Raw genomic sequence first — 12,097 nt, 5'->3', positions numbered from 1 at the left:
GCCCGTCTGGATTTTTTTCACCATGACAGCATCGGCGTTGAATGGTCAGCTGCCTCAGCACATCGCCAGCACTGGTGGCTTGCTGAACTCCGCGGAAACAGAGGAGAAGTACGCGATCACCTGGAGCAGCAACTCAGCTCAAGCCTTTGAACTACCTACGGGTGGTGCAGCAATGATGAATTCGGGCGAAAATTTGATGTATTTCGCTCGCAAAGAGCAGTGCCTGGCACTTGGCACCCAATTGCGCACCAAGTTCAAGCCTCGGATCGAAGACTTCAAGATTTACCGCATCTATCCCGGCGGTGATACCGAATTCCTCCACCCCAAAGATGGTGTGTTCTCTGAAAAGGTGAATGAGGGACGTCCCATGGTGGGCCACAACCCCCGCCGGATCGGACAGAACGTCGACCCATCCACCATCAAATTCAGCGGTCGCAATACCTACGACTCTTAAGTCGGTCAGCACTTCCCAGGGGCTCTGACTCCTGGGAAAGGGCTGTAATGATGCACGCATGTTCAGTCCTGATCGCGACGCCTTTCGCAAGGCTGCAGCCAACGGCGCCAATCTGATTCCATTGGCCCAGAGCTGGCCAGCAGATCTGGAAACGCCTCTCACCACCTGGATCAAGGTTGGTGCCAACCATCCACCAGGAGTTTTGCTGGAATCCGTCGAAGGGGGTGAAACCCTGGGTCGATGGAGTGTGATCGCTTGTGATCCCCTTTGGACAGCATCAGCAAGGGGCAATCAACTCATCCGGCGGTGGAGAGATGGACGTGAAGACAGTCTGGAAGGGAACCCCCTCCAATCCCTACGGACTTGGCTTAATCCTTACGAGTGCGTCAATTTGCCCGGGCTGCCGCCCCTCGGGCAGATCTACGGAATGTGGGGGTATGAGCTCATCCAATGGATTGAGCCCACCGTTCCCGTTCACCCCAGGCTGAGCAGCGATCCACCCGATGGGATCTGGATGATGATGGATGCCATCCTGATCTTCGATCAGGTGAAGCGCCAGATCACAGCCGTTGCCTTTGGTGATCTCACCAGCGGAGCCTCAGAAGATGAGGCCTGGCAGAGCGCTTTGGCCCGAATCGAAAGATTGAGGGAGCGCATGAACGCTCCACTTCCAGCGGTCGAGCCCTTGCAGTGGGATGCCAATGCTCGCGATCTGCCTGATGTTTCCAGCAATCGCAGCCAAGCCGAATTTGAAACGGCCGTTCGAACCGCCAAAAGCCATATCGCAGCGGGAGATGTGTTCCAGCTGGTGATCAGCCAGCGACTCGAGGCCCATGTTCCCCAGAGCCCATTGGAGCTTTACCGCAGCCTGCGGATGGTGAATCCCTCGCCATATATGGCCTTCTTCGATTTCGGTGATTGGCAGCTCATCGGATCCAGCCCTGAGGTCATGGTGCAAGCGGAACCAGCCGCCAACGGCATTCAGGCCAGCTTGCGTCCAATCGCCGGGACGCGACCCCGCGGGAAAACCCCACTGGAAGACCGAGACCTTGAAGTAGACCTGCTAGCCGACCCCAAGGAACGTGCCGAGCACGTCATGCTCGTTGACCTCGGACGAAATGATCTCGGGCGCGTCTGTTTACCCGGAAGTGTTTCCGTCAAAGACCTCATGGTGATTGAGCGCTACTCCCACGTGATGCACATCGTGAGTGAAGTGGAAGGATGTCTTGCTCCACACCATGACGTTTGGGATCTGCTCATGGCCTCATTCCCAGCAGGGACAGTGAGTGGCGCTCCAAAAATTCGGGCTATGCAACTCATCCATGCTCTGGAACCCGATGCGCGAGGGCCCTACTCAGGGGTGTACGGCTCCGTTGACTTGGCCGGTGCACTGAATACGGCCATCACGATCCGCACGATGGTCGTGCAACCCAATGGCAGCGGAGGCTGTCGGGTGAAGGTCCAAGCTGGGGCTGGCGTCGTGGCCGATTCCAAGCCAACGGCCGAATACGAAGAAACCCTCAACAAAGCCCGCGCCATGCTCACCGCTTTGGCTTGTTTAAACCCGGCTGAATCATGACTTCACCTCTTTTACTCAAGGGCTTCGAAGTCGAGTTATTCACAGGATTACCCTCCGGCCAAAACGTTGGCGTCGCCAGCGATGTAGCGGCAGCTCTCGATGATTTCGTCACCGAACCTGACTGTCGCAATGTGGAGTACATCACAGCTCCAATCGCTGAATACGGCCAACTCAGCGAAGCGCTCCTTCAACCGCGTCGTCGGTTGAGAACCTGGCTCGCCTCCCGCAATCTCACCTTGCTTCCAGGCAGCACCCTCAGCCTCGGAGACAGCAGCTGCTTTGAGCGTTCTGATCCTGAGAATCCATATCACAGCTTTATTGAATCGACCTACGGCACGAGGGTTGTCACCGCCAGCATTCATATCAATCTCGGCATTACCGATCCCGAGTGGTTATTTGCAGCGGTGCGGCTCGTGCGCTGTGAAGCCGCCCTTCTTCTAGCGCTGAGCGCCAGCTCACCATTTTTAGATGGACGTTTCACAGGGCACCATTCCCAGCGTTGGCAACAATTTCCACTCACCCCCGCGCAGGTGCCCCTGTTTCGGGATCATCGCCATTACATCGAGTGGGTGGAAGCGCAATTGGCCTGCAAGAGCATGCGCAATGAGCGACACCTATGGACGTCAGTTCGACCCAATGGTCCAGCCCGTCCCCATGACTTGAATCGCGTCGAGCTTCGCATTTGCGACCTCGTCACAAACCCCGATGAGCTCCTCGCCATGACGGCGTTTCTCGAACTGAGATTGTTGTCGTTACGCGATCAGCGTGAACGCCTCGACCCGCTGCTCGCTAGTTCCCTCTCGGCAGACGAGCTGGCGACGCTCAGTGACAGCAATGATGCAGCTGTCGCTCACGCCAGCCTCGAGGCTGAACTCCACCACTGGAAAGACGGTCAGACCATTCGCTGCAGCGATTGGATCCAATCGCTGATCGATGACGTCACGCCTATGGCGGCACAACTCAATCTCGAATCAGTCCTCACGCCACTTCATGCGGTTCTCAAGGACGGAAATCAAGCGATGCGCTGGGCCGCAGCACATTCAAAGGGTGATGACATCTCGCAGTTACTTCAAGCCTCAATCGAAGAAATGAAGGAGCAAGAGCTCCAACGCCCCATCGCGCGCCTCTCTTTGGGATGATCATGGAGTCCCGAGCAGCGCAGAGTCTTCATGCCCGAGTCCACCGCCCATGCACTCCAAGGCGAACAGCCCAAGGAGAGCGGTGTGACTCCCGGTGCCGGACGATTGCTCCAGAACCGTTTGGTGTTGGTGGAAGACCTTTGGCAGACGGTTCTGCGCAGCGAGTGTCCGCCGGAACAAAGTGATCGCTTACTGCGGTTAAAACAGCTGAGTGATCCCGTCGCCCTGGAGGGGCGAGACGGGAAAAGTACAAGCGAAGCGATTGTTGAATTGATCCGTGCCATGGATCTTTCAGAAGCGATTGCAGCCGCGAGAGCTTTCTCGCTTTACTTCCAGCTGATCAACATCCTCGAACAACGCATCGAGGAAGACAGCTACCTCGACAGCCTCAGTCCCCGGAAATCGGAGGACGGAGGCCGCCGGGAGGCCTTTGACCCCTTTGCTCCCCCATTGGCGAGCCAAACCGACCCCGCCACATTCGGCGAAGTCTTCGAGCGACTCCGGCGCATGAACGTGCCGCCAGCCCAAGTTGAAGCCCTGCTTCAGGAGCTGGATATTCGACTGGTCTTTACCGCCCATCCCACAGAGATTGTTCGCCATACCGTCCGCCATAAGCAGCGACGGGTCGCCAATCTTCTCCAACAACTGCAGTCCGACTCGCCCATGGCGCTTCAAGTCAAGGACGACTTGCGTCAACAACTCGAAGAGGAAATTCGGCTTTGGTGGCGGACCGATGAGCTGCATCAGTTCAAGCCAACGGTTCTCGATGAAGTGGATTCAACCCTTCATTACTTCCAGCAAGTGCTGTTCGAAGCCATGCCCCAACTGCGGCGACGGCTCACATCATCACTTCACCGCCACTACCCCGATGTACAGGTTCCGCAGGCTTCGTTCTGCACCTTTGGATCTTGGGTTGGTTCCGATCGGGATGGCAATCCCTCCGTCACAACAGAGATCACTTGGCGCACCGCTTGTTATCAGCGTCAGCTCATGCTTGAGCTGTACATCAGCTCGGTGCAGGCACTTCGCAATCAGCTGAGCATTTCAATGCAGTGGAGCCAGGTTGCTCCTGCGTTGCTGGAGTCCTTAGAAATGGACCGGCTGCGCTTCCCAGAGATCTATGAACGACGCGCGGCGCGTTACCGACTCGAGCCTTACCGACTGAAGCTGAGCTACATCCTCGAACGCTTGGAACGCACGCTGAAGCGCAACGATCAGCTTTCAGATGCGGGGTGGAAGAGTCCGAAAGATGCCATTCCAACCGATGGACCGCCTGGCTCAGAGGCGCTCCATTACACCTCCGTCGATCAATTCCGAAACGACTTGGAACTGATCCGCAACAGCTTGATCGGCACCGAGCTCACCTGTGAACAGCTCGACACCCTGCTGCATCAAGTCCATATCTTTGGTTTCTCACTAGCCAGTCTCGATATCCGTCAGGAGAGCACCCGCCATAGCGATGCAATTGATGAACTCACGCGTTTTCTCGAGTTGCCACAGCCCTACGGCGAGATGGAAGAGTCCACGCGTGTGGCCTGGTTGATCGAAGAGCTCCGTACCCGCCGTCCGTTAATTCCTACGGCAGTTCGCTGGTCAGAGACCACCGCGGAGACCATGGCCGTTTTCCGCATGTTGCATCGACTGCAAGAGGAATTCGGCCAGCGGATCTGCCACTCCTATGTGATCTCGATGAGCCACACGGCCTCCGATCTCTTGGAGGTGTTATTGCTCGCGAAGGAAGCGGGATTGGTTGATCCAGCCGCCCGCAAAGCGTCCCTGCTGGTGGTGCCACTGTTCGAAACGGTGGAAGATCTACAACGTGCACCAGCCGTCATGGACGAGCTGTTCAATACACCCCTTTATCGCGACCTACTCCCGATGGTGGGGATCCAAGGCCAGCCCCTACAGGAGCTCATGCTTGGCTACTCCGACAGCAATAAAGACTCAGGCTTCCTCTCGAGCAACTGGGAGATCCACCAAGCCCAACTTGCCCTCCAAGACCTATCCAGTCGACAGGGCGTTGCCCTTCGCCTGTTTCATGGTCGCGGCGGTTCCGTGAGCCGTGGCGGTGGACCGGCATATCAGGCCATCCTGGCCCAGCCCAGTGGAACCCTTCAGGGTCGCATCAAAATCACCGAGCAAGGGGAGGTGCTGGCTTCGAAGTACAGCCTGCCGGAGCTTGCCCTTTACAACCTTGAAACGGTAACCACAGCCGTTGTACAGAACAGCTTGGTGACCAATCAGCTCGATGCCACACCGAGCTGGAACCAACTGATGAGTCGGCTCTCTGCACGCTCCCGTGAGCATTACCGCGCCTTGGTGCATGACAACCCCGACCTGGTGGCTTTCTTCCAGCAGGTGACACCGATTGAGGAGATCAGCAAGCTGCAAATCTCCAGTCGACCCGCCCGACGCAAAACTGGAGCCAAAGATCTGTCGAGCTTGCGGGCAATCCCTTGGGTCTTTGGCTGGACACAAAGCCGGTTTTTGCTCCCGAGTTGGTTTGGCTTCGGCACAGCCTTAGCCGAAGAGGTGAAAGCAGACCCAGAGCAACTCGATCTTTTACGGCGACTGCACCAGCGCTGGCCATTTTTCCGAACCCTCATTTCCAAGGTGGAGATGACCCTCTCCAAAGTGGATCTCGACTTGGCGCATCACTACATGAACAGCCTGGGCAAACCAGAGCAACGTGAGGCCTTTGAGGCAATCTTTGCTGTGATTTCGACGGAATACGCCTTAACGCGCAAACTGGTCTTGGAGATCACTGGACAACCACGGTTACTCGGAGCCGATCAGGGATTGCAGCTTTCCGTGGACCTCCGGAATCGCACCATCGTGCCCCTGGGATTTCTCCAGGTTGCGCTGCTGAAACGGCTACGGGATCAAAATCGTCAACCGCCGATGAGTGAAAGTCCAGGAGCACCCGAAGACACCCGCACTTACAGCCGTAGTGAGCTGCTCCGAGGAGCCCTACTCACCCTGAATGGCATCGCTGCTGGCATGCGCAACACCGGCTGAACCTTGCTTCCCTTCCTTCAACAGCCTGCCGTCCCCAAACTGCCAAGCGGATACAGGCTCGACACCACTACGACCCCAAGCCCAGCCGCCATCAATCGGCTGCTTGAATCGTGTCAAGAGACCACCCACGATGAACAACGGTGGCCCCTCGCGCTAGAGCGCAGCCTTTGGCAGATCAGCATTTTTGAAGAAGCGGGGGACGAACTCGTCGGATTCGTTCGAGCCACGAGCGACCTAGCCCTGAACGCCAATCTTTGGAACCTCGCAGCACGGCCAGGCCCTGATCAAGCCGATATCTACGCCGTTGTTGTGCATCGAGCTCTTCACATCCTGCGCCGCGATCTGCCGGGATGCAGCCTGTCGGTATCTGCACCACAATCAGCCCTCGAAGCATTGCGCGGCAACGGATTTGTGATTGATCCGAATGGAATTCGAGCGATGGGACTCAGGCTGAACTAAGTCGCAACGGATAAACACGAGCATGGAGGGACTCGAACCCCCGACCCTCAGAACCGGAATCTGATGCTCTATCCAACTGAGCTACATGCCCACTGATCGGCTGGATGCCGCAGCAGAAGATCGGCCTACAGACCGGTCCTTAACAGGTACCTTAACCAAGCACCGCCCGATCACCCATCCGGCTTCACAAGCTCCAATTGCAGGGGTTCCGGAACCACTCCGTTCTGCAGTTGGAGCTGACCGAGTCGCGTTTGCTTGTGATTGGTCCCAACGGGATCGGGAAATCCAATCTGCTTGAAGCCGTGGAGCTACTGGGCAGCCTGCGCTCCCATCGCTGCAGCCAGGATCGCGACCTCATCCAATGGGATCGCCCACTCGCTCTGCTGCGTGCAGACGTGGGGGATGGCGACCGCTTGGAACTCGAATTACGTCGGCGTGGGGGCCGCCAAGCTCGACGCAACGGCAAAGTGCTGGATCGGCAACTGGATCTGATTGGCCCCCTGCGCTGTATCGGCTTTAGTGCCCTTGATCTAGACCTCGTGCGGGGCGAACCAGCCCTACGCCGCCAATGGCTCGACCGGGTGGTGCTGCAACTGGAACCTGTCTATGCGGATCTGATCAGCCGATATACCCGCTTACTTCGGCAAAGAAGTCAGCTGTGGCGTAGCCACCGACAAAACACTGCAGAACGCAGTGGGCTCCTCGATGCCTTCGACGTTCAAATGGCCCTGATCAGCACCCGCATCCATCGACGCCGACGCCGGGCCTTGCACCGCCTTGAACCGATTGCCCAGCGTTGGCAATCGCATCTCAGCAGCGGGAAAGAACGTCTAGAGCTTCGCTATCAACCGGGAAGTCGACTGGATGGGGAGGAAGCCGAAGAACCCTGGCGGTTGGCAATTGAAGAACAACTACGCAACCAACGGGAGGACGAAGAACGTCTCGGGAACTGCCGCGTCGGACCGCATCGCGATGAGATCAACATGGTGCTCGGCGAAAGCCCCGCCCGTCGCTTTGGGTCCGCAGGTCAGCAGCGTTCACTGGTCCTAGGCCTGAAGCTCGCCGAACTAGAGCTAGTCAAGGAACTTTGTGGGGAACCGCCGCTCTTGCTCCTTGATGACGTGCTCGCCGAACTCGATCCAATCCGTCAACAACTTCTCTTGGAGGCCGTTGGGAATGACCACCAATGCCTGATTAGTGCCACCCATCTCGATGGTTTTCACGAGGGCTGGCGTCAGGAGGCTCAGATTCTTGGGGAAAATGAACTCAAAGAAGGAATGAACGTCGGATAGTCTCGTCACCTGTTTTTCAATTTTCGCCTGATGGAGCAGAGCTTGTCTGCCCTGCATCCCCACCCGGGATGGGGGGACACCGCCCTTCAAGCCACCGACATGGTGGGCAAACATTGCATTCTCGAGCTGTATGAATGTGATCCCAGCCGGCTCAACGACGAATCTTTTTTGCGGACCACCATCACAACTGCAGCAAAACGTGCTGGTGCCACGCTGCTCAATTTGATCACCCATCGATTCGAGCCCCAAGGGGTGACTGGATTGGCCTTACTGGCTGAGTCCCACATTTCCATCCACACCTGGCCTGAATCTGGGTACGCAGCCGTTGACGTGTTCACCTGTGGTGACCACACCATGCCCGAACAGGCTTGTGCTGTGCTGTGTGAGGCCTTGCTGGCCAAGCGTCATGCCCTAAAAAGCTTTCTCAGGGAAACGCCTGCGGACATCGCAACAGGAGTTCGCGAGCCGTCTGCGGTGTCGATCACCCTTTGAACCTGGGTTCAGCCATCGCCGATAACAACCTGTTCTAAGCGACGGTTGTTATCGGACCCATGCTTTCGATTCAGCTTTCCGCTCACGAGTCCCTCGAGGTCCAAGCTCACCGAGGTGAAACCCAGGGATTGAAAAAATGCCACAAGCCCATCGGTCGATGACAACGCCAACACGGCACTGATCTGTTCCTCTGGGACTTCAATCCGTGCAGCAAGCCCATGGCTGCGGACGCGCACACGTTGAAACCCCCGAGCAATCAACCAAGCTTCGGCTTGTCCCACCTGGTTGAGACGTTCCGCCGTAATCCCTTCGCCATAGGGGAAACGAGACGACAAACACGGTTGAGCCGGCTTATCCCACCAGGGGAACCCAAGGGCACGGGATAGCTGACGAATCGTGGCCTTGTCAATCTTCAATTCAGCAAGCGGAGAGCGCACTCCGGCCTGACGCGCTGCATCAATTCCTGGTCTGTGATCGCCGAGATCGTCCAAATTCACGCCATCAATCACCAAGGCATCCCCAGCTGCTGTTGCAATCGGTTTGAGGTGTCGGTGCAATTCCCGTTTGCAGGCAAAGCAGCGATCCACAGGGTTGCTGCTGTAGGCGGGATCCTCAAGTTCCGCCGTGGGCAGCTCCTGATGACGGATCCCAATCCAACCGGCCTGATGACGTGCTTCTTGCAGAAGGTGGGGCGCCAACGCCGGAGACACGCCTGTTACCGCAACAGCAGATTCGCCTTTGCACTCGTAGGCAATCGCCGCAACAAGAGTGCTGTCGACCCCACCTGAATAGGCGATGCAAAGCGACGAAGACACCTCCATCCATTGGCGGAGGTCTGCTAGCTGCTGCTCCTGCTTTTTCGGCAATAACTCCTGCAACTGGAACATCAGCAGATGAAACGGGGCGATGTCGTTAGGCTCCAACGGTAAGAGCCGGCACCATGCCCCGAAGCATCGGCATTGTCACTGCCGCAGATAGCCGCGAACGCAGCCATGGTCAGCTGCACATCTACGACGGTGAGGGCAAAGGCAAAAGCCAAGCAGCACTCGGCGTCGTCCTGCGCACCATCGGCCTGGGAATCTGCGAACAGCGTCGAACCCGTGTTCTGCTGCTTCGGTTTCTGAAAGGGCCCGGACGGGCCTATGACGAAGATGCCGCCATTGAAGCGCTGCAACAGGGTTTCCCGCACTTAATCGACCACCTACGGACGGGCCGAGCCGACCACTTCACCGCCGAAGAATCCACCCGTTTCGATCGCGATGAAGCCCAACGGGGCTGGGTGATTGCCAAGGGAGCCATTGCTAGCGCTCTCTATTCAGTGGTGGTGCTCGACGAACTCAATCCCGTGCTGGAGCTCGGTTTGCTGGATATCGATGATGTGGTGCGCACCCTGAGCAACCGACCGGAAGGGATGGAAATCATCGTGACCGGACGGGCCGCCCCTTCAGCGCTCGTACAGGGTGCCGATCTTCACTCAGAAATGCGGGCCCATCGCCGCCCCGGCATGGAGGGCGACAGGGTGATTCCCCTCAGCGTTAACAGTGGGATCGAGATCTACACCGGAGAAGGCAAAGGCAAATCCACCAGTGCCTTAGGCAAAGCACTTCAGGCCATCGGTCGGGGCATCAGCCAAGACAAGAGCCATCGCGTTCTAATCCTGCAGTGGCTAAAGGGGGGAACCGGCTACACCGAGGATGCAGCCATTGCGGCACTTCGTGAGAGCTACCCCCACTTGGTCGACCATCTGCGATCGGGCCGCGATGCCATCGTCTGGCGCGGGCAACAGGAACCCATCGACTACGTGGAAGCCGAACGGGCCTGGGAAATCGCCCGTGCCGCCATTTCCAGTGGTCTCTACAAGACCGTGATTTTGGATGAACTCAACCCCACCGTTGATCTAGAGCTTTTACCGGTGGAACCGATTATGCAAACGCTGCTGCGAAAACCGGCCGAAACCGAGGTAATCATCACAGGACGCTGCAAGAACCAGCCCGCCTACTTTGATCTCGCCAGCATCCACTCTGAGATGGTGTGCCACAAACACTACGCCGAACAAGGTGTCGATCTCAAGCGAGGAGTGGATTATTAGCGAAATAAAGGGCGGTCAGAACAAAAAAATGAATCCAACATGCAAAAGATAGCTAGCTAGACGAATGACTTAAATAGGCTGGATCTAACATTGATAGACATTAAGACTTAGCCTGCAAGTCGACAGCAGCAGGAACGATCTAACGCTGCGCTGCAAGCCCAGTTATAGGAATGGATTACATCATCAGCAGGAATAGATAATGCATTGGCCAGGGAAATAGCTCCAACTTCACCAGCCAGCTACTGCTGTTGTGTGCGCTGATGTTGTTGATGGGAAACAACACTTCTCTGGATTGTCAAGAAGCCATACAGAGGCACAAACAACAGCAGCAAGTAGAGCACGGAGCACTAGATATGGTGCATTTCTTGCATGCAATACTAGCAAGGGCACTACATAGCGCAAGCATGCAACCAGATGCAGAGAGCCGCCCTGGCAAGTGCAATCTCCGTTATTGCGATATCAGTTCGTGCCAATCAGATATTTCCAGCTGGCGGGAACAGTGGAACTGCTTGCCCCTCTGGATCTCTATACCTACACAAAAGGCTCAAGACATTTAAAAGATTTTGCTGGGATTTTTACAAGCTTGAATGATACTCGATACTAGAATTAACAAGCCAAATAAAAGACAATTAGAAGGCGAAAATACTTCATTTAAAATTGATGACTATTATATCCTTCTCGGCTAATTTCTTTTGAAAATACATGAGAAGTAATACAAATAAAATCGCCATCCTCCTGGTCAGACCGAAGAAACTCTACGTGAATACCTGCATCATCCAAGTTAAAAATATTGCTGACATAGCAATCTATGGCCAGGCTTAAATCCTTAAAAGTTCCAACACAATTAAAACTAAATCCATCAAGAATGCAGATCTTAAAAAATGCATCTACAAGACAACTGCATTGCTCGGGTTGATTCACTAACTGCTTGATAAGCTGTGATCGATTGAAATTATTCTCCTCATAGTCTGACATTTGATGTATTAGATTATGATACCAATTGAATGGTTCTGCGGCAGCAGCCAAACTTTCGTCGAATTCCATCAAACGAATAAGCTGAAGTGCAGCGGCGTAGGATTTCTGATTCATATTAATTGGAATACCATCCTCGAATGCCAGCCTTTCTTTTAAAAGTGCGGTCTTGATACAACCAAATATCTGCTGAAGACACGTGGTATCCCGCCTCCTCGGCGATCTTCACTAATTCGTTATCGCTATTTGCAATGCTGATTCGATGGCGCAACCTACAATCGCTTTTTACATTCTCTAAAAAGGCTTCCGCCTGTCTGCGTCGCTCCGAGGCGTGGTAAAAAGCAAACGGTTGAACTTCTTTTACCAAGGCTTTGCTCCTAATACAATATCAAGTCTGCAACAAATTAAGCCATGAATTCAAAGTTATTTTCATTACTTAAGTATTTAGACTATCTCGCAATAATTGGTCTTATAGATTCATCAAGTTTTGTTTTTGCTGATTTTTAGGCTTCTTTATTTTCGCTGCAATCCTGGAGGGAGTTGTGACGATGATCTCTCAACAAATGAACATGTTAGTTTTTTCAGCGGCAGTGCAGAAAGTCA

Annotated in this window: 11 protein-coding genes and 1 tRNA gene; 8 read left to right on the top strand and 4 right to left on the bottom strand. The window is 55.2% G+C overall.

Features of this window, described 5'->3' with window-relative positions; all coding sequences use genetic code 11:
- The first annotated feature begins 22 nt into the window (after positions 1-22).
- Genes BL107_RS03855 through BL107_RS03835 form a run of 5 tightly spaced genes read left to right on the top strand, consistent with a single transcriptional unit; the run spans position 23 to position 6,649 of the window.
- Positions 23-454, top strand: coding sequence for a photosystem I reaction center subunit II PsaD (locus BL107_RS03855; protein WP_009788961.1), 432 nt, complete (start codon positions 23-25; stop codon positions 452-454).
- A gap of 58 nt (positions 455-512) precedes the next feature.
- Entirely contained in the window at positions 513-2,033 is a 1,521-nt protein-coding gene (locus BL107_RS03850; protein WP_009788960.1) for an anthranilate synthase component I, read from the top strand.
- Positions 2,030-3,172: a glutamate--cysteine ligase gene (gshA, locus tag BL107_RS03845; RefSeq protein ID WP_009788959.1), complete on the top strand. Its 1,143-nt coding sequence runs from the start codon at positions 2,030-2,032 to the stop codon at positions 3,170-3,172. Before BL107_RS03850 ends, gshA begins: the two co-directional genes overlap by 4 nt.
- A 30-nt stretch (positions 3,173-3,202) precedes the next feature.
- Positions 3,203-6,190: a phosphoenolpyruvate carboxylase gene (gene ppc / locus BL107_RS03840; RefSeq protein ID WP_009788958.1), complete on the top strand. Its 2,988-nt coding sequence runs from the start codon at positions 3,203-3,205 to the stop codon at positions 6,188-6,190.
- A gap of 3 nt (positions 6,191-6,193) precedes the next feature.
- Complete coding sequence (locus tag BL107_RS03835; RefSeq protein WP_009788956.1) at positions 6,194-6,649, top strand: hypothetical protein; 456 nt, start codon at positions 6,194-6,196, stop codon at positions 6,647-6,649.
- Positions 6,650-6,666: 17 nt separating this feature from the next.
- Here the strand turns inward: BL107_RS03835 and BL107_RS03830 are convergent.
- Positions 6,667-6,740 (bottom strand) — tRNA-Arg (locus BL107_RS03830).
- Between the two features lie 106 nt (positions 6,741-6,846).
- On the opposite strand from BL107_RS03830, the gene recF reads away from it, so the two are divergent.
- A complete protein-coding gene (recF, locus tag BL107_RS03825) occupies positions 6,847-7,941 on the top strand; it encodes a DNA replication/repair protein RecF (RefSeq protein ID WP_232192753.1) in 1,095 nt (364 codons plus the stop codon).
- Positions 7,942-7,971: 30 nt separating this feature from the next.
- Positions 7,972-8,433: an adenosylmethionine decarboxylase gene (speD, locus tag BL107_RS03820; RefSeq protein WP_009788953.1), complete on the top strand. Its 462-nt coding sequence runs from the start codon at positions 7,972-7,974 to the stop codon at positions 8,431-8,433.
- A gap of 8 nt (positions 8,434-8,441) precedes the next feature.
- Here speD and larE read toward each other — a convergent pair whose 3' ends face one another.
- Entirely contained in the window at positions 8,442-9,320 is an 879-nt protein-coding gene (larE, locus tag BL107_RS03815; RefSeq protein WP_037988021.1) for an ATP-dependent sacrificial sulfur transferase LarE, read from the bottom strand.
- 53 nt (positions 9,321-9,373) lie between these two features.
- Here larE and BL107_RS03810 point away from each other — a divergent pair, with 53 nt between their 5' ends.
- Entirely contained in the window at positions 9,374-10,522 is a 1,149-nt protein-coding gene (locus tag BL107_RS03810) for a cob(I)yrinic acid a,c-diamide adenosyltransferase (protein ID WP_009788951.1), read from the top strand.
- 651 nt (positions 10,523-11,173) lie between these two features.
- Here the strand turns inward: BL107_RS03810 and BL107_RS03805 are convergent.
- Positions 11,174-11,611: a hypothetical protein gene (locus tag BL107_RS03805; protein ID WP_009788950.1), complete on the bottom strand. Its 438-nt coding sequence runs from the start codon at positions 11,609-11,611 to the stop codon at positions 11,174-11,176.
- Between the two features lies 1 nt (position 11,612).
- Positions 11,613-11,861 (bottom strand): Nif11-like leader peptide family RiPP precursor, encoded by a 249-nt coding sequence (locus BL107_RS13205; RefSeq protein WP_255344616.1) that lies wholly within the window; start codon positions 11,859-11,861, stop codon positions 11,613-11,615.
- Positions 11,862-12,097: the final 236 nt, after the last annotated feature.

It is taken from the genome of Synechococcus sp. BL107 (assembly GCF_000153805.1).
In the GTDB taxonomy this organism is placed as follows: Bacteria; Cyanobacteriota; Cyanobacteriia; order PCC-6307; family Cyanobiaceae; genus Parasynechococcus.
The sequence above is the reverse complement of the archived record's forward strand: the minus strand, read 5'-3'. Positions and strand labels throughout refer to the sequence as shown.

Coding starts and splice junctions, on each gene's coding strand:
- BL107_RS03855 (WP_009788961.1), top strand. CDS start 23: ATGACAGCATCGGCGTTGAATGGTCAGCTGCCTCAGCACATCGCCAGC.
- BL107_RS03850 (WP_009788960.1), top strand. CDS start 513: ATGTTCAGTCCTGATCGCGACGCCTTTCGCAAGGCTGCAGCCAACGGC.
- gshA (WP_009788959.1), top strand. CDS start 2,030: ATGACTTCACCTCTTTTACTCAAGGGCTTCGAAGTCGAGTTATTCACA.
- ppc (WP_009788958.1), top strand. CDS start 3,203: ATGCCCGAGTCCACCGCCCATGCACTCCAAGGCGAACAGCCCAAGGAG.
- speD (WP_009788953.1), top strand. CDS start 7,972: ATGGAGCAGAGCTTGTCTGCCCTGCATCCCCACCCGGGATGGGGGGAC.
- larE (WP_037988021.1), bottom strand. CDS start 9,320: ATGTTCCAGTTGCAGGAGTTATTGCCGAAAAAGCAGGAGCAGCAGCTA.
- BL107_RS03810 (WP_009788951.1), top strand. CDS start 9,374: ATGCCCCGAAGCATCGGCATTGTCACTGCCGCAGATAGCCGCGAACGC.
- BL107_RS03805 (WP_009788950.1), bottom strand. CDS start 11,611: ATGAATCAGAAATCCTACGCCGCTGCACTTCAGCTTATTCGTTTGATG.